This is a genomic window from Ochrobactrum sp. A-1, from assembly GCF_022488005.1.
Taxonomy (GTDB): domain Bacteria; phylum Pseudomonadota; class Alphaproteobacteria; order Rhizobiales; family Rhizobiaceae; genus Brucella.
The window spans coordinates 352190-369600 of record NZ_JAKVQC010000007.1 but is presented as its reverse complement, the minus strand read 5'-3'; the positions used below and the strand labels follow the sequence as shown (position 1 = coordinate 369600).

Genomic DNA, 17411 nt, shown 5'->3' with positions numbered 1-17411 from the left:
CGATTGTTGAAAAGATTTCACTGGATCATGCATCGATGACTATCTTATCGGGCGGGTCTTTCTTTTTTAGTTTCATCCAGGCGGAGGGCGAAGATTGTCGTTGTAAAGGATGAGATATGACACTGCGTCGAGATGAATTGATCAAGCGCCTGATCAGAGCTGGCGAACTCGAGGTTTCTGGTGCGGATCAGGCAGAGACGGACACCTATTTCAATATAGACGAATTTCGCTTCCATGGCCCCGATGGGTTCGAGACGGACTATGGAGGACTTACTGCATATTTTCAGTCGCTTCGCGCCGCTTTTGACGATCGTTCGATCAGGCGTGGGATCATAATCGCCGAGGATAACACTATTGCCTGTCAGACCTGGATCGAAGGGATATTTGTCCGGGATTTCACCATGTCTCCGGCAGGACCACTGCCACCCAATGGACAACGCATTGTAATGGACCTGATCAATATATTCCGTTTCGACGGGGAAGGACGATTAACCGAAGAATGGGTTCGGACGGATTACCGGAGTTTTCTCCGCCAGCTTGGCGCACCGGGGCAATAACGGGCAGCGAGGCAATTGCAAGGATTGGGCCGCTCACAAGGCCGCCAAATCAACGTCGGATCTATATTGGTTAGTTCCATAATACATATTATCTGATTTGATCTTATAACAGCAACATACAGATGCGACAGATGGGCAAGATAGAGATGCGACATTTTTAGGTCGCGTGCCCTGTTCAGATCGAACGAGGAAAGGAAGACTGGGCGGCTCTTCACACGTATCCGTTTAGAGAGTTGCCATGTCTTGTTTGATTACGATGTCGCAGAAAGAACTCAATAGATTGGAAGTCATTCAGAAGATTCGAGATCGTCGTCTGACGGTTATCCAGGCGACTGCATTGCTGGATCTCAGCCGCAGCCAGATCCATCGTCTTTTACAGGCTTACGACAAGCTTGGGCATTCGGGTCTGATTTCGGGACGACGCGGACGCCCGAGCAATCGTCGTTACAGCGAGGATTTCCGGAATGCGGTGCTGGATCTGGTACGGGCTTATTATCGGGATTTTGGACCGACACTGGCCTGTGAGAAGCTTGCCGAACGCCACCGGCTTTCGGTCAGCAAGGAGACGCTGCGGCAATGGATGACGGTGGCGGGTTTGTGGACGTCACGGCGCGAACGCAAGCGACAACTGCATCAGCCGCGCGGTCGGCGTGATTGCTTTGGTGAGCTGGTACAGATCGATGGTTCGCATCATTGGTGGTTTGAGGAGCGGGGTCCCAAATGCGCCCTCCTCGTTTATATTGACGATGCCACGGGCAAGCTCCTGCATTTGCGCTTCGCTGGATCAGAGAACACGTTTGATTATTTTCATGCGACGAAGGCCTACCTGCAGCAATGGGGCAAGCCGCTGGCCTTTTACAGTGACAAACATGGTGTGTTTCGCACGACCCATGGTTCGCAGAAAGATCGCACGATCGGTCTGACCCAGTTTGGCCGGGCGCTTTATGAACTCAACATCGACATTATCTGTGCCAATACCCCGCAGGCCAAAGGCCGTGTCGAGCGGGCAAACAGAACTTTGCAGGATCGTTTGGTCAAGGAATTGCGACTGCGCGGCATTGATACGATCGAAGCAGCCAATGCTTATGCGCCGGAATATATTGCAGACTTCAATGCCCGTTTTGGAAAGGATCCGCGCAATCCCAAAGATATGCACCGACCGCTGGCCGCACATGAGAACATCGATGGTGCGATGTGCCGGAAGGAAGTGCGGACACTGTCGCAAACACTGACGCTGCGTTACGACAAGGTGCTGTTCATCCTGGAGCCGACGGAGCTTGCAAAGCGGCTGGCTCGACAAAAGGTGATTGTCTGCGACTATCCCGATGGTCGTCTGGAGATCATGCATGGTACGGACACCCTGCCCTATACAACGTTCGACAAGCTTCGTTCTGTTCACCGGTCGCCTGTTGTCGAGAACAAGCGACTGGATGACATGCTTTCGATTGTGGCCGAGATGCAGGCGGGCCGGGAATTGCAACGCAGCAAGAGCGGTCCCCGTCGCACAGGTCAGACGAACCATCTGTTTGGCGTGCCTGATGGCAGTGTCGGGAACGGGTATCAGAAGCGTGAGCGCAAATCGCGCACCGCTTACATGAACGATCCTGACGTTATCGCGCGCCGGGAGAAGGCACTGATGAGGCGGACAGCAGCCGAATAATGATCGTCAATGCACCTCAATGTCGCTTTGGGTATCCGATTCCAGCTGCAGGCAAGCTGCCCAGAGCGGCGAAGAAGCTTCAGCTGGCGGGTGATGTCGTGCATGACCCAAAGCGACGGAATGATTGTTACTAAGAAAGCTCACATGAGGATTTCGTCGTCAAGATCAATCATTGTTCCATAGCTTGTCCCCTTCGATTTTGTATCGAACCCATGGTCTGAGCCATCTTGCTTGACGCGGCACGTTTCCGTCACCGGTTCAAACTCACATACGGTCGCCGTTTTGTCCGGCAGCACCATCATCCCGCTTGCGTAGCGGCAAGGCTCAGGAGAACGGGACCAATCTAAAGCGCGGCATTTGAAGCCCGACTTTGAGGCGGTTCGCTCACCTGGATCCGCCAGGAGTGATCAGTCCTGGAAGATTTGTGTATTCGGTAATTTTTTGGTCGTCACGCAGTCTTCATGACAGCCCCCTCGATGACAACACCCGCAGTGACAAACTTCCACAGCGCGATAAGGAGTTTGCGCGCCAGGGCAACTATCGCGGCTTTCTTTAAGCGTCCACCATTCGACTGAACCCGATCCACAAACCAACGGCTGAGCGCTGATGCTGGCTGATTGCGTAGCCACAACCAAGACAGTTGAATCATCGTGGTGCGCAGCCGAGGGTTTCCTGCTTTTGAGACACCCTGTTCGTGATCGATGGTCCCGCTCATCCATGGGGTTGGTGTCAAACCGGCATAGGCGGCAATCTGCCGCCTATTATCAAAACGCCGGGACAGGGCTTCGGTCCAAAGGACGGCGGCAAACTCAGCGCCAATCCCCTTCAGGGACAGCAGCATCGCCGCGGGCGAAGTTGCCTCAACCGCTGGCTGCTCATACGTTGACAGGAGAGAATTCCGCTCGCTCTCCACTGCAGCAATCTGTTCCAGCAGCAAGTCGAGACGGTCGAGTTCGCGATTAATTTGAGCCTTCAGGTGTTTCGGTAACTCACGCCCATCTCCGGTCTGGAGCTCCTCCAGCCGCCGACGGCGATCTTTACGGAGCGGTTGATAGCCGCTGACGCCTTGAGCAAAGAGTAGCCCCTTAACGCGATTGACATGCCTGACCCGCTCAGCAATCAAAACTTTGCGTTCCCGGCATATCCGACGCCGATCTTCGTCCTTCGGATCTGGCGCTTTAACCATCGCACATACGCGTGGCTCGCCGCGCTTGAACGCAAGCAATGTGCGCGTCAGAGCCTCTCCATCAATCTTGTCGGTCTTGGCACGCCGACGTCGACGAGACGTCGCGATCGAAGCTGCGTCTACGACGTGACTCTCGATACCATTGGCCTCCAGCACCCGGTGTATCCAGAAGCCGTCCAATCCTGCCTCTTGGATTGTTACGATAGGAAACAACGTTCCTGTTCTCAACCGCGCTTTGTGCTGTAGCTGCTCAAATCGATCCAGCAGCTCTGCCACATTGCCACCGGCCACTACATGCTTCGACATCTTCTCGCCACTGCCCGGCGACAACGAAGTGATCAACCAAGTCGATCGGCTTAGTTCCAATGACACAAAAATTGCGCCAAGATCAGTGCGGACAGCGGTCGGATGAATGGATGCGGGTTCCATAAATTGCTCCTCCTGAGCGAGTGTTTTGATGCAACCTCACTCTGCCAGAGCGACGGCCGCTGTTCACTCCTCATGGGATCTAAAGCCGAAGGGCACCTATCGACCCGCCCCCATTCCTCGCTTGCAACCCTGACCAGCCACTCGGCATGGGGGCTGAACGTCAGCACCTGTCGCATCTCTAACTTGCTAAAAACGTCGCATCCCTAACTTGCCAAAACAGATCTGGCGCCAAGGTGGGTTCAAGCCTGAAATGGGCTTTGTAAATGCAGGCTCATTGGGTTTCCACTACCACATCGCTTCTGCAAATGCCCTGAACGGGCATCAGTCAGCGTCTTGCGCCAGACGTGATGGAGTTGCTGTCCGCGCAGTCCACTCCAGTTCTCACGGTCCGCAATAAAATTTCGTATAGACTTATTTTTGTCGATAGTTTGAAATGCGCTGTCCGCTTTTCGTTGCATGTTCTTGCCGGGACGTTATACGAAGGGACTCTATCGCAAATTTTTGCGTCTCACTTTAGACGGACAAGATCTCGCATCCTGTCTGTTCCCCCATTCATGAGGCGCTACCCGAAGAGGAGCGGATATATGAGCCGTTATGGCACCGCACATTGTCAGTTCATCGGATGTGCTGAACGATGAGCGCCGAACCAAGCCGTATTCAACCGGAAGAAGCGCGCAAGACCGCAATAGCGCTCAAGGATGTGCAGATTTCATTCAAGCTGGCCGATGGTGGTCGCTTCGATGCTGTTGCCGAAAGCAATCTGGAAGTTGCTGAAAACGAATTCGTGGCGATTGTCGGTCCGACGGGCTGCGGAAAGTCTACATTGCTCAATGCCGTTGCCGGGCTTCTGGTGCCAGCCAGTGGTACTGTCGAAATCAGCGGCCAGCGGCTGCAAGGCCTCAATCGCAAGGCAGGTTATCTCTTCCAGCAGGATGCCCTCATGCCCTGGAAGACAGTGCTGGACAACGTCTCCATCGGGCTGGAAATCGCTGGCACGCCAAAGGCCCGGGCGCGCGAGCAGGCGCGTGAGTGGCTTGGTCGCGTCGGGCTTGCAAGTTTCGGTGACCGTTATCCGCATATGCTGTCGGGTGGACAGCGCAAGCGTGTTGGTCTCGCGCAGGTGCTGATCCGCAATCCGAAATATCTGCTGATGGATGAACCCTTCGGCCCGCTCGATGCGCAAACCCGCGTCATCATGGGTGACCTTTTGCTCGATCTGTGGTCGCAGGACAAGAAGGCCGTCATGTTCGTGACCCACGATCTGGAAGAAGCCATCGCGCTGGCGGATCGCGTTGTCATCATGTCTGCCGGGCCGCGTGCCCGCATCATGGCGGAATATAAGATTCCCCTCGCCCGTCCGCGCGAGATTTCCGAAATTCGCCTCGATGACAAGTTTCACGAAATTCATCGTGAAATATGGAGTGCGCTCAAGGAAGAGGTTCTCAAGGGCTATCAGCAGACGAGTGGGGAAAAGAAATGAAAAAGCCTGTTATGCTGTTTCTGGCGCAGCTCAGCGTGGCTGTCGTCGTTATTCTGGTCTGGCACCTCTTCACCGCTACCCATTTGCTGGGCAATCCGGCCAAGGCGAAATTCTTCTTTGCGACACCGGGCGATGTGGCGCAGCGCATCTATAAATGGTTCTCCGATGGGACGATCTGGTATCACCTCGGCATCACCCTGCTTGAAGCCATGCTGGCTTTTGCCATTGGCTCAATCGGCGGCGTTCTGATCGGGTTCTGGTTTGCCCGCAAGCCCCTCCTTGCAGCAATCTTCGACCCTTATGTGAAGGCGGCCAACTCGCTGCCGCGTGTCGTGCTGGCGCCGATCTTCGCCTTGTGGCTCGGCCTCGGCATCTGGTCAAAGGTGGCGCTCGGCGTCTCGCTGGTCTTTTTCATCGTCTTCTTCAACGTCTACCAGGGCGTGAAGGAAGTGAACCAGACGGTACTCGCCAATGCGCGTATGCTGGGCATGAACGAGCGCCAGCTCCTGCGCAATGTCTATCTGCCATCGGCGCTGTCTTGGATGTTCTCAAGCCTGCACACGGCCGTCGGCTTTGCCGTCGTCGGCGCGGTTGTCGGCGAATATCTCGGTTCGTCGGCGGGGCTCGGCTACCTGATTCATCAGGCGGAAGGCGTGTTCGACGTCACCGGCGTCTTTGCCGGAATGCTGGTGCTGACGGCATTCGTGCTGGTCATCGACTGGGGCGTATCCATCGTTGAAGCGCGCCTGCTTGTCTGGCGTCCGAAAGCTGCAGGTCACAACGGTTAAAAAGATTCAAGGAGGAAACCATGACGACAACGCGTAGAGATATATTGCTGGGCGCCGCAGCCTTCGGGCTTGCGGGTATAGCCTCGCGCCTTCCCGCCTATGCGCAGGATGCATCGGCAACGCCGGAAAAGCCGGAGCTGATGTTCGGTGTCGGTGGCAAGCCGCTCTTCTATTACCTTCCGCTCACCATTGCCGAGCGCAAGGGCTTCTTCGAGGAAGAAGGCATCAAGGCGACTATCAATGATTTCGGTGGCGGCGCAAAGTCCTTGCAGGCATTGATCGGCGGTTCGGTCGATGTGGTGACCGGCGCATACGAGCACACCATTCGCATGCAGAACAAGGGGCAGGACATTAAGGCCGTCTGCGAGCTTGGCCGCTTTCCGGGCATCTGTATCGGCGTGCGCAAGGACCTTGCCGGTGAAATCAAGACGATTGCCGATCTGAAGGGCCAGAATGTCGGCGTCACGGCGCCCGGCTCGTCTACCTCTCTGCTGCTGCAATATGCGCTCATCAAGAACGGCCTCTCCGAAGATGCTGCTTCGATCATCGGTGTCGGCGGTGGTGCAAGTGCTGTCGCAGCCATCAAGAAGGGCGAAATCGCCGCCCTCGTTCATCTCGATCCGGTCATCACGCGACTGGAAGTCGATGGCGACATCACGCTGCTACTCGATACACGCACCGAAGAAGGCACCCGCCAGCTTTTCGGTGGCACCAATCCAGCCGCGACCGTCTACGTGCAGCAGAGCTTCATCGATGCAAATCCGGTAACCACGCAGCGGGTCGTCAATGCGTTCGTCAAATCGTTGAACTGGATTCACAAGGCTTCTGCCGATGACGTGGCAGATGCTGTGCCGGAAGAATATCTGCTCGGCGACCGCGAGCTGTACAAGACCGGCTTCGAGAAGTCCCGCGCCATGTATTCCGAAAAGGGCCTGATCGCGGAAGACGGCTTCAAGAGCCTGTTCGAGATGCTGAAGGCGCTCGATCCGGAACTGGCAAGTGCGGATATCTCATTTGCGCAAACCTTCGATCCGCGCTTCGTGGAAGCTGCAAAAGTATAAATCCGCTTTGGGCAGGGTTGTGCCCTGCCCTTTGCATCTTCTTTATCAAAAGTTCAAAAGCGGCTCTTGGCAAAGCGCTCCTGCAGCCATTGTGCGGCTGACCCCTGCCGTCGCCGCTTGTTCCAGATCAGCTCCAGCGCGACCGGATGCGCACCTTCGTCGAACTGCAGTTTCGGAATGACAAGCTCCGGCGCCAGCGGTGAGTCCTTCAAGATATGTTCTGGAATGAACGCCCAGCCGATCCCTCGCGTGAGGATTTGCAGGATGACCCAGTGGCTTTCCACCCACCAGACCTCGGCACCGACCCGCAAACGGCGGCTTTCCGCCGTATCGCTGTGCTTTCGGGCCATGATCTGGCGAAACGACCTCAAATCTTCCCAACTGACCGCAGTATGTGCTAGCGGATGCTCGCGCCCGCAGACCAGCACCAGAGGCACCCAGCCTATGGTATGGAAGCCAAGCTCATCAGGCATCTGCTCGGCGCGCCACATGACGCCGAGGTCCGCCCTTCCTTCCAGCACAAGCCCGCTTATCGCGGTTGAAGGCGGAAAGGTCAGTTCAAGCTCTACATGCGGAAACTCCTGTGCAAAGGCTGCAAACAGCGTCGCGATGGCCGGTTCGGGGTAAAGTTCGTCGATTGCAACCACGAGACGGCTTTCCACATGATCGCCGAAATTTCTGGCGACGGAAATCAGATGCTCCCGCCTTGCAAGCAGCAGCCGCGCTTCCGGCAACAGCCTCGCTCCCGCTTCCGTCAACACAGGATTGCGGGATGCACGGCTGAACAGCTTGACGTCGAGATCGTCTTCCAGCGAGGAAACCAGCACGCTGACCGCAGACTGTGCCTTGCGCAAATATCGAGCGGCGGCGGAGAATGATCCGTGATCCGCAGAGGCCACAAAGGCCTCGAGTTGCTCCAGTTCGATACTCATCTATCGTAAACCCAGATAATATCTAACTTTTCTTATTGGCATAATAAGATAGAAGCACGCGCATTAACAACAGGGATTAAAGGAAATGCGCAGTTTTATGGACCGTGTCCGCCACGCAACGATGTTTGAAATCATCGGTCTGGCGATCTTCATACCCGGTTCCGCCTTCATTCTGGACAAGCCTGCAGCAGAGATGGGCGTCATCGGCATTGTTTCGGCAACCACCGCAACCGTGTGGAATTTTCTGTTCAATCTGGGTTTTGACAAGGCGATGCTGCGCTTCACCAGCAGCGTCAACAAGAGCATGGCCGTCCGGGTTCTTCACGCGATCCTTTTCGAAGCCGGGTTGATCGTGCTTCTGATCCCGTTCATCGCCTGGTATCTGGGAATTTCGCTGGTGACCGCTCTTGTGATGGATATAGCGATTGTCGTCTTCTATCTGGTCTATGCGTTCGTGTTCAACATCGCATATGACAGGTTATTCCCGTTGCCACTCGGGCAGACTGCAGAAGCGGTCTAGCGTTTTGCAATAGCGATACTGCCGCGCCTTCGAGCCTGAATCCAAAAGCGGCATGTGCGCGCGAAAATGGTGATTTTCGAGTACCGGTGCGCAGTGTACTTAAGGTACATGAGCACCGGAACGGAGAAAAATCGCCATTTGCAGCCACACAGGGCGACTTTTGGAGCAGGCTCTCAACAGGGGGCGCGGCGCTTGCGGAGATTTGCCTGTCGCTGCTCCCAGGCGATGAGCAGCAAGCTTGCCAGCACGATCAGGAATGCACCGGCAAACACATTCGCGGCCGGAACTTCCGCCCATATGAGATAGCCGTAGATAAAGGCCCAGATCAGCCCGCTATATTCCACGGGCGCCAGCGCCGAGGCGGGTGCGTGGCGAAACCCTTCATAAAGAAGGAACTGGCCGAGGGTTGATACAAGCCCCAGACAGATCATCAAAAGCCAGCCGTTGAGATCGGGGTCCTGCCATGTCCACGGAAAGGACAGTGCACAGGCCAGGCCGAACAACAGGCTGGTCGCATACATCTGTGTCATCGTGGTTTCGCTGCGGCTGACAAGCCGGATCAGGATCGTGCTCCATGCCCAGCAGAAACCTGCCACGATACACATGGCGGCGGGAATAAGATTGGGCGAATGGGTCGGGTTCGCAGCAACCGTTACGCCGATGAAACCGATGGCACAGGCGATCCATCTCCCCGGTCCGATCTTCTCCTTGAGGACGAGGATCGACAGGAACATGACCATGATCGGCGCGGAGAAATAAAGCGTCGTCAGTTCTGCCAGCTCGAGATGGCGGGCGGCATTGTAGAACAGCAGCCACGCGCCAAGCATAAGCGCGGCACGCAGAACCACGGTGTTGCGATAAGGGCTTCGGAAAATCGATGGATGACGGCGATAGCGTATCAGCACGCCGGTAATGAGCACGATCACCAGACTGCGCATGAACAATATCTGCGGCACCTGATAGGTCGCCACGAGCCATTTCACCATGGCATCCTGAAGGGCAAAACAGGCGTAACCGCCGCAGGCAAGCGCAATGCCTGCGAGCGGTCTTGAACTAACTGACCCGGTGTCCATGAATTCCTCGATCCGGCCCAGGAATCTCCGCTGCGGGAAGGGCCACGAACGCTGAATTTGCAGGACTGCAGCGCGTAAGCAAGAGGCTGATATATGACGATTGCAGACGGGAGTGCCAATGTAGCCGGAATGCAACAAATTGGGAGGCTAAAACACCAGGGATCGATGCGCCGCAGTTCCTGCCGTCACGCCATCAGCCACAGACCAGGCGACGCTGTGCGCGCCACGAGTAATATCGCCTGCTGCAAAAATTCCGGGCACGGTTGTCGTCTTCAGTCCGTCTGTCTGTATCGTTCTGCCGAGCGGCAGTTCATCCATTGCGCAGCCGAACGTGTCGGCAATCTGGCTGTTCAGCCGATTGCGTGGTCCGATGTAAAGCGCATTGAGTGGGACCAGTCGCCCATCTTCAAGCTCGACCTCTGAAATGTCGCCCCCCTCGCCGTGCAATGCACTGACCGGGCTGTGTTCGATCTTCACGCCGCGCCGTTCCAGTTCTGCGAATGCCTCTGCATCCGGTTCCAGCCCTTTATCGATAAAGAAGGTTGTCGGTCCCCATTCCGAGATCAGCATGGCCTGATGCACCGACATGGGCGACAGATTGAGAACGCCGAGCTGGCGGTCGCTGAATTCATAGCCGTGGCAATAAGGACAATGAATGACGGTATTTCCCCATCGTTCCGCGAGGCCGGGAATATCCGGCAGATCATCCGATATGCCGAAAGCAAAGATCAGTCTGCGTCCCTCAACAATCTCTCCGCTATCAAGTTCGATCGTAAAATTATCGATTTCGCCGCTACCCGAAACGGCCTTGCCTTGCGTGAAGGTCACGGTCGGATAGGCTTCGACCTGCGCCTTCGCCGTTTCCAGCATGGAGAGCGGGTTGCTGCCGTCCTGCGCAAAGAAACCATGCGAATGTTCGGCGAAACGGTTGCGCGGTTTTCCGGCGTCGATCACCCGGACAGATCGTCTGCCGCGCGCCAGATAGGTTGCCGCAGACAAGCCAGCGAAGCTGCCGCCGATAATGATTGCATCATGATGCATGATTGCTCTCCAGATCGAATGTTACGCCGCGCTCCAGCGCGCGTTGATGAAAATCCGCGCTCAGCATGGCAAGCGTGACCTCGCCAAAACGCCCCAGAAGAAGGTTTTCGGCGTCGGTGAATGCCTTGCTGAGTGAAGCATTGACTGCCTGCTCCACCAGACAGCCCGGCATTTCCGTGCGGTTGCCCATGGCCAGAAGCGCCGGCTCCCCGATGGCTTCGTAAATGTCACGCAGGGTAACCTTGTTAAGGTCGCAGGCGATTTCCCAGCCGCCACCGTGTCCCTTTTCCGAGCGAACATAGCCCTGCTCGCGCAGACCGCCCATGACACGTCTCACGACGACCGGATTTGTGGTCATGGCCTTGGCAAGAACCTCAGACGTGACCGGCCCTTTATGTTCGGCCATGTGAAGAAGGACGTGCAGAACGCCCGATAATTTGCTGTCTCTTTTCATGTAACAATAGATGTTACGAGAATCAGTAAATGTCAACACAGCCGGTGAAAAGCACCGGATCAGATAAATGTGATCGTTACGGAGTGGTTTGGATTATCTATAGATTTCAGGCTTGTAACGGCTGCCGAGACGGTAGCGGTTGCCGGCATAGATCAGCTTGTTGACGGTCGCCACCGTCTCGCCTGTCCATGTCCGGCGGTCCAGAAGCACACAGGCGATGCCATCGTCGAGACGCAACAGACGTGCAATTTCTGCGTCGGGTGTGATCGCTGAAATGACCTGCTCAACCTCAGTCATCGGGGTGCTTTTCTGAAGATAATCGTAGGTCGTGATCGCCCGAAAATCCTGCAGCTCATAATGCTGCACGAGGTTTGTATTGACGAAGCGCTCCTCAAGCTGCACCGGCACATCGTTTTCGAGATGTACGATCAGCGAATGGGCGATGGGAATGCTCCTTTGCAGTTCAAACGCATTGAGCAGTTCGGGCGTTGGTTCGATGACGTCGAGGGTGACGACTTCGGCGCGATGTTGCCCGCCGCGCGCCTTGATTTCATTGGCGATATTGACGACTTCGATCAGCGTCGTTTCCGGCTTTGGAGGAGCAACGAAAGTGCCGACGCCCTGAATACGCTTCAATATGCCCTGATCGGTCAGTTCCCGCAAAGCGCGGTTCACGGTCATGCGGGAAATGCCAAGCGCATCCACCAGTTCATGTTCAGACGGCAGGCGGTGATTGCCGGGCCAACGACCGGAGCGGATGTTGTCCAGCACCTGCGCCTTGACCTTCTCATAGAGCGGCCCTGCAGTTTCGGGCAGCTCCATGCCGGTGGCATGATGGGGTTCCGATTTGCCGCCAGCGCCCATGGGTCACATCCCTGTCCGTATGATCGTTTTCAAGCCGTTCGCCTCACCGGCTATCAGCCGTGCATAGGCGGCCGGAACCTCATCGAGCGGGATTTCCCGGTCGACAAGCTGCAGCAGCGGCGCCTCAAGATCGGGCAGAAGCTTTGCGATTTCATGCAGTTCGTCCTGATAGGCATGGCAGCCGATCAGACTGATCTCCCGCTCGACCAGAATGTTCGGATCAAGCTCGATCCTGCCATGGGATATGCCGACCAGTGCCAGCGAGCCGCCGCCGGAAAGCACGTCGAGCGTTGCCTTGAGGACGCTGATATTGCCGGTGGCATCAATCGCATAGCGGATTGGCTGGCCATCGAGTGCGGCTTCAATTGCCGCCTTGTCGAGGGACACCTTGATTGCACCGGTGACAGTCGAAACGAGACCGGCGCGCTGGTCGTTGCGGTCGCAGACCAGTACGGGACCGTCATGCAGGCGGGAGAGAAGAAGCGCTGCAAGCCCGCCGATTGGCCCGCAACCCACAACGAGAACCGCTTCGCCCGACGGCACGCGCTGCTTGCGGATGGCGTGCAGCGCCACCGAAAGCGGCTCGCCCATGGCGGCGGCGACGGGGTCAATGCCGGAATCATACTGAACGAGGAGCCGCGCGGGAAGTGCTGTCTCCTCGGCAAAACCGCCATCACAGACTTCGCCGATAAAGCCGAGCGTTTCACAGACATTGTGTCTGCCGCTTTTGCAGGACGGGCATTTGCCACACCAGTAGCGGGAGTCAGCGATCACCGTATCGCCGGGTTTGAAACCGGTCACGCCATCGCCGATCTCGGTCACGACGCCAGCAAATTCATGACCGGCGACCGAAGGGGACCGGCTGATCCATTGTCCGGTCATGAAATTATGCAGATCGGAGCCGCAGATACCGGCGGCCGACACCTTCAATCGAACCCAGCCCGGCTCCAGATGCGTCGGCGGGTCGATTGTCTCGACCCGCAAGTCCTTCGCCGCATAAAGCCGCACAGCCTTCATCGTCAGCCTCCCCGGCTTTTCTCAGAGGTAATCCTTGCGGATTTCCGACACGGCGTTCTCGTGCGAGGAGAAGCCTTCATAACGCGCCAGCGTGCGGGCGTGCTTTGCAAATTCCGGATAGGCGGATGCCGTCACATAGCCGATGGACGAACGCTTGACGAAATCCGTCACCGAAAGCGGGCCATAGGTGCGCGCCCAACGGCTGGTCGGCAGCACGGCGTTCGGGCCAAGGCCGAAATTACCGATGACGACCGGCGTGTGCGGCCCCATCAGGATTTCGGCAGCTTCGGTGATGTGGCCGAGATGCGCAAACGGATCGGTCGAAAGAAGCTCCAGATGTTCGGGGGCATAGTCATTGATGAACTTGTAGCTTTCCTCCACGGAAGACGTCAGGACGATACCGCCATATTTGCCGGTGAGCACGGTCTTGGAGAAGCCGACGCGCTGTTCGGTCATGCGCGCCCAATGGTCCGGCAATGCGGCAAGCGCTTCTTCCGCGACGCGGCGGCTGTGCGTGACGAGCCATGCCGACGAATCCGGGCCATGTTCCGCCTCGATCAGCAGATCGAGTGCTGCAAGTCCGCCCTTCACCGTGTCGTCGGCGAAAATGACAGCTTCGGAAGGGCCGGCAGGGAGGCCGGGATCGATGACGCCGCCAAGCAGGCGCTTGGCTGCGACCACCCATGGGCTGCCGGGGCCGACGATCTTGAGCGCCGGTTTCACCGTTTCCGTGCCATAGGCGACGGCAGCGACAGCCTGTGCGCCACCGACCTTATAGACGGTTTCCACACCGGCAAGGCGCGCGGCTACAAGTGTTGCGGCATCGACGGAACCGTCCGGCGTGGGCGGAGTGACGATGGCAAGATCAGGCACGCCAGCGACTACAGCCGGAACGGCGGTCATCATGGTGACGGACGGAAACGCCCCCTTGCCGCGCGGAATATAGAGCGCGACGGAGCGGATCGGCGTGAAACGGTCGCCCGCAAAGGCGCCGGGACGCATTTCCTTCAGCCACATGGCCTCCGGCTTCTGTTCCTCATGGAAATGGCGGATATTGTCGATGCCGAACTGGATGGCCTCGATCACGTCCTTTTCCACCTTGTCGAAGGCGGCATCGAACTCGGCTTCCGTCGCCTTGATATTGGCCGGATCGACTTCAGCCTTGTCGAGATCGCGCGCAAAGCGGACAAGCGCCGCATCGCCTTCGGTGCGAACGGCCTCGATGATCGGCTTCACCTTCTCGATAAAGCCCGACAGATCGGTTTCCGAGCGCTTGAGAAGTTCGGCGCGCGCTGCGTCGTCCAGTTTAGCCAGTTCGTGAAAAGAAACATCGGACATGATCGGCTCCTTGCTGGTTGCGGTGGTGGCGCAACCGGTCATTTCGATTTGAGGAAGATGTCGAGCCCGACCAGCCGGTCGAGCAGGAAGATGGCGGCAGCGGCGCAGGCGATGAAGACGACGGAGATCGCCGCAAGGTCTGGCGTGATGATGGACCGGATCGAATTGTAGATCTGCACCGGCAGCGTCACGATACGCGCATCGACCAGAAGCAGGCTGACCAGAAATTCGTTCAGCGCCAGAATGAACATCAGAAGCGAGCCGCTGATGACGCCCGGCACGACGACCGGCAGCGTGACGAAGAAGAAGGTTGAGATCGGCCCTGCCCCGCAATTGGCGGCGGCAAGTTCCAGATCGGCATCGAGATTGGCGGCACTTGCGGTCACAGCCCAGATCATGAAGGGCAGATTGATGACACAGGCCGCAATCCCTACCGGCCAGAGCTGGCCCAGAATGCCAGCCTGACCGAAGATCAGCATGAGGCCAATGCCGGAACCGATCAGCGGAATGGTGAAGGGCAACAGCAGATAAATCTGGATCGTCTTTTCAAACCGCACGGCATATTTCGCCAGCGCTATGCCAGCAAGCGTTCCGACCGGAATGGCAACGATAGTGCAGATGAAGGAGACATAGAGCGAGCGCAGAAATGCATCCCAGAGGTCGCTCGTTCCGGCGATCTTCTGATACCATTTGAGCGAAAACCCTTCCGGCGGAAAGGTAATCATGTTGCCAGACGTGAAGGAGGCTCCAAGCACAACGATGGTCGGTGCGGAAAGCAGCACCAGAACGGCGATAACAAACGTCCATATGACGATGGATTTTGACAGTGGCGAGGTCATTTGCGCGTCCTCCCCATGGCAAGCGTGCCTGCCCCGAACAGCGTGAACACGATCCCGACGAGGATCGAACCGACACCAACCAGAAGCAGCGCCAGCGTCGCGCCGAGCCCTTGATCGGATGTGCGGAAGAACTGGTCATAGATCGCATTGGCGATGAAATCCTGCGATCCGCCGCCTAAGATTGCCGGTACGGCAAAATCGGTGAGTGACAGCGTCATAACCACCAGTCCCGCGCCGATCAGGCCCGGACGGGCCATGGGCAGGACGACATGGGCGAAGGTCCGCAGCCAGTTTGCACCGAGCGAGCTCGCCGCCGCTTCCATTTCTTCCGGAATAGCGGTCAGCGCCGGTGCGAGCATCAGCACGGCGAATGGCAACATATATTGAATGAGACCGAACAGAACCGCCGGATAATTATAGAGGAGCCGCATCGGTGCGATGCCGACAAGGCCAAGCGCCTCGTTCACCATGCCCTGATTGCCGAGAATGATGAGCCAGCCATAGGCGCGTACCACCTGACCGATGAAGAACGGCAGGAACAGCGCGATCAGCAGGAATTTGCGCAAAGCGGCCGATGGCGTGCGCACCATGAGATAGGCATAGGGAAAGGCCAGAACGAGCGTGAACGCGGTCACGACAAGCGAGCCGGACAGGCTGCGCCATGCCACGGTTGCGAACAGGCTTTCCGTCAGCGCGCGCTTGTAATTGGCGAGCGTGTAATAGTCCGACATCAGGAATGTGGAGGTGTCGAGCGTGCGAAGACTGGTATCGCCAATCTGGATCAGGCCCAGCACCAGCAGCCCGACCAGAGCAATCGCCGGAAACAGCATCAGATAGGGCACGGCGCGATTGAACCGCGATGGCCACAAAAAGGCTGCGATTGCTTCCAGCGCGTCCATGATGCGCCAGACAACCGGATAGGCAGTGCGTGCCGCTCGCATGTTTCAATTCCTGAATATTTGTCCGAAATGTTTGCCCGAAGACGCCGGGCACACGGATCGCCCTTTCGGGCGACCCGTCTTGTTTTTATGGAGCTGGATCAGCCCTGCATGATGGCCTTGAACTTCGAGAACCATTCGCTCTCGTTTTCCACCTGCACTTTTGCCGAGATGCGGATGAGGTGTTTGAAATCCTCTTCCTTGGTCGGATAGGCCGGATCATTCACCAGATCGGCGGGCGGGGTCAGGCCCGGCACGACGCCCGGCAGGCCAAGGCCGTCGAGCCAGACCTGCTGCGCATCCTTGGTAAGCGCAAAGTTGATATATTCCTTGGCCCAGTAAAGCTCGTTTTCCGGCAGGCCCTTTGGAATCCAAAGGCCGTCTGTGTCGAACTTCGCGCCCTCTTCCGGAACGGTCCAGTCGATCTTGACGCCGTTTTTCTGGGCTTCGCGCGCATTGGTGGAAATGGTGCAGGCCAGATCGATTTCACCCTTCTGGAACCAGGTGGTGAAATCCGGGTCTTCGCCGAGAAGCGGCTGCTGCTGCTTCACCTTGGTGATGAAATCCCATGCGGGCTGCATATTGCCCGGAATGTCTTCCAGCTTGCCGCCACCGGCAACCTGCGCCGGGAAGTGGAAGCCGATGCCATCATTATAGAGCGCGATGCGTCCTTTGAACTTCGGATCGAGCAGGGCGTGCCACGACTTCGGCGGGCCATCCGGGAAGGCTTCCGGACGATAGGCCAGCACATAGACATAACCGTAGGTGTTGACGATCGGATAGCCGTCGAGACCAACCGGTTTGGCAAGATCGGTGGTGTTCTTGAGATTGGACAGGTCCGACAGGTCTTCGGTCACGCCACGCAATGCCGATTTGGTTGCATTGGTGGTCGTATCCCAGTTGATGTGGATCGGTGGAACACGCTTTTGCGCGACCGCAGCCCAGAGCTTCGGCTGGATTTCGTTGTCTTCCGTCAGGTCGTGGCGGATGGAAATGCCGGTCTTGGCGGTAAACGGATCGGATACGCCAGCTTTCAGCGCGTCCACCCAGCTACCACCCCAGGCGCGCACGATCAGTTCCTTCGGCTTGGCCGGTTCTTCAGCAAATGCGGGCGACAGGCCGAGCGATGTCGTGCCGGCGGCAGCGGCAAAAGCGCCTGCGCTCTGCAGGAAGCGGCGGCGGTCGAGTATCAGAAAAGGCTTCTTCAGATTGCTCATTTTGTTCTCCTCTGGAG

The 17411-nt window shown here is 57.2% G+C and carries 17 protein-coding genes and 1 pseudogene; 6 read left to right on the top strand and 12 right to left on the bottom strand.

The features are described 5' to 3' along the window. The first annotated feature begins 137 nt into the window (after positions 1 to 137). Positions 138 to 557, top strand: coding sequence for an ester cyclase (locus MKS82_RS19670; RefSeq protein ID WP_240579189.1), 420 nt, complete (start codon positions 138 to 140; stop codon positions 555 to 557). Positions 558 to 795: 238 nt separating this feature from the next. Then, positions 796 to 2217 (top strand): ISNCY family transposase, encoded by a 1422-nt coding sequence (locus MKS82_RS19665; protein ID WP_240578367.1) that lies wholly within the window; start codon positions 796 to 798, stop codon positions 2215 to 2217. 448 nt (positions 2218 to 2665) lie between these two features. Here MKS82_RS19665 and MKS82_RS19660 read toward each other — a convergent pair whose 3' ends face one another. Then, complete coding sequence (locus tag MKS82_RS19660; protein WP_240578266.1) at positions 2666 to 3832, bottom strand: IS110 family transposase; 1167 nt, start codon at positions 3830 to 3832, stop codon at positions 2666 to 2668. A gap of 634 nt (positions 3833 to 4466) precedes the next feature. On the opposite strand from MKS82_RS19660, the gene MKS82_RS19655 reads away from it, so the two are divergent. From MKS82_RS19655 to MKS82_RS19645, 3 genes are read left to right on the top strand one after another with little or no spacing between them, the layout of a single operon-like run. Further along, on the top strand, positions 4467 to 5312 hold the full coding sequence (locus MKS82_RS19655) for an ABC transporter ATP-binding protein (RefSeq protein ID WP_109988719.1): 846 nt from the start codon (positions 4467 to 4469) through the stop codon (positions 5310 to 5312). Next, positions 5309 to 6100: an ABC transporter permease gene (locus tag MKS82_RS19650; RefSeq protein ID WP_109988720.1), complete on the top strand. Its 792-nt coding sequence runs from the start codon at positions 5309 to 5311 to the stop codon at positions 6098 to 6100. The genes MKS82_RS19655 and MKS82_RS19650 overlap by 4 nt, the downstream gene beginning before the upstream one ends. 20 nt (positions 6101 to 6120) lie before the next feature. Next, positions 6121 to 7161 carry an ABC transporter substrate-binding protein gene (locus MKS82_RS19645; RefSeq protein WP_109988721.1) on the top strand — a complete coding sequence of 347 codons (1041 nt, stop codon included), beginning with the start codon at positions 6121 to 6123 and terminating at the stop codon, positions 7159 to 7161. Between the two features lie 53 nt (positions 7162 to 7214). Here the strand turns inward: MKS82_RS19645 and MKS82_RS19640 are convergent, their stop codons facing one another. Further along, on the bottom strand, positions 7215 to 8093 hold the full coding sequence (locus tag MKS82_RS19640; RefSeq protein ID WP_109988722.1) for a LysR family transcriptional regulator: 879 nt from the start codon (positions 8091 to 8093) through the stop codon (positions 7215 to 7217). 85 nt (positions 8094 to 8178) lie between these two features. Between MKS82_RS19640 and MKS82_RS19635 the strand changes: the two genes are divergently transcribed. After that, complete coding sequence (locus MKS82_RS19635; protein WP_109988723.1) at positions 8179 to 8613, top strand: PACE efflux transporter; 435 nt, start codon at positions 8179 to 8181, stop codon at positions 8611 to 8613. Between the two features lie 23 nt (positions 8614 to 8636). Here MKS82_RS19635 and MKS82_RS19630 read toward each other — a convergent pair. The 10 genes and pseudogenes from MKS82_RS19630 to MKS82_RS19585 form a co-directional block, all read right to left on the bottom strand. Beyond that, positions 8637 to 8790: pseudogene (locus MKS82_RS19630) on the bottom strand (flagellar basal body P-ring protein FlgI); the annotation flags it as partial. After that, positions 8787 to 9686 carry a DMT family transporter gene (locus tag MKS82_RS19625; protein WP_109988724.1) on the bottom strand — a complete coding sequence of 300 codons (900 nt, stop codon included), beginning with the start codon at positions 9684 to 9686 and terminating at the stop codon, positions 8787 to 8789. The pseudogene MKS82_RS19630 and the gene MKS82_RS19625, both read right to left, overlap by 4 nt. A gap of 147 nt (positions 9687 to 9833) precedes the next feature. After that, a complete protein-coding gene (locus MKS82_RS19620; RefSeq protein ID WP_109988725.1) occupies positions 9834 to 10727 on the bottom strand; it encodes an NAD(P)/FAD-dependent oxidoreductase in 894 nt (297 codons plus the stop codon). Continuing rightward, positions 10717 to 11181, bottom strand: a complete 465-nt coding sequence (locus MKS82_RS19615) for an Rrf2 family transcriptional regulator (RefSeq protein WP_109988726.1) — start codon at positions 11179 to 11181, stop codon at positions 10717 to 10719. Before MKS82_RS19615 ends, MKS82_RS19620 begins: the two co-directional genes overlap by 11 nt. 93 nt (positions 11182 to 11274) lie before the next feature. Next, the gene (hutC, locus tag MKS82_RS19610; protein WP_240579188.1) at positions 11275 to 12045 is read right to left on the bottom strand and encodes a histidine utilization repressor; all 771 of its coding nucleotides are present in this window, start codon (positions 12043 to 12045) and stop codon (positions 11275 to 11277) included. Between the two features lie 3 nt (positions 12046 to 12048). Then, positions 12049 to 13062, bottom strand: a complete 1014-nt coding sequence (locus MKS82_RS19605; RefSeq protein WP_109988727.1) for a zinc-dependent alcohol dehydrogenase — start codon at positions 13060 to 13062, stop codon at positions 12049 to 12051. A 21-nt stretch (positions 13063 to 13083) separates the two neighbouring features. After that, a complete protein-coding gene (gene hisD / locus MKS82_RS19600; RefSeq protein WP_010658779.1) occupies positions 13084 to 14400 on the bottom strand; it encodes a histidinol dehydrogenase in 1317 nt (438 codons plus the stop codon). A 38-nt stretch (positions 14401 to 14438) separates the two neighbouring features. Next, on the bottom strand, positions 14439 to 15239 hold the full coding sequence (locus MKS82_RS19595) for an ABC transporter permease (protein ID WP_006468850.1): 801 nt from the start codon (positions 15237 to 15239) through the stop codon (positions 14439 to 14441). Beyond that, complete coding sequence (locus MKS82_RS19590) at positions 15236 to 16180, bottom strand: ABC transporter permease (RefSeq protein ID WP_109988728.1); 945 nt, start codon at positions 16178 to 16180, stop codon at positions 15236 to 15238. The genes MKS82_RS19595 and MKS82_RS19590 overlap by 4 nt, the downstream gene beginning before the upstream one ends. A 98-nt stretch (positions 16181 to 16278) precedes the next feature. Then, positions 16279 to 17394, bottom strand: coding sequence for an ABC transporter substrate-binding protein (locus MKS82_RS19585; RefSeq protein WP_109988729.1), 1116 nt, complete (start codon positions 17392 to 17394; stop codon positions 16279 to 16281). Positions 17395 to 17411 lie beyond the last annotated feature (17 nt).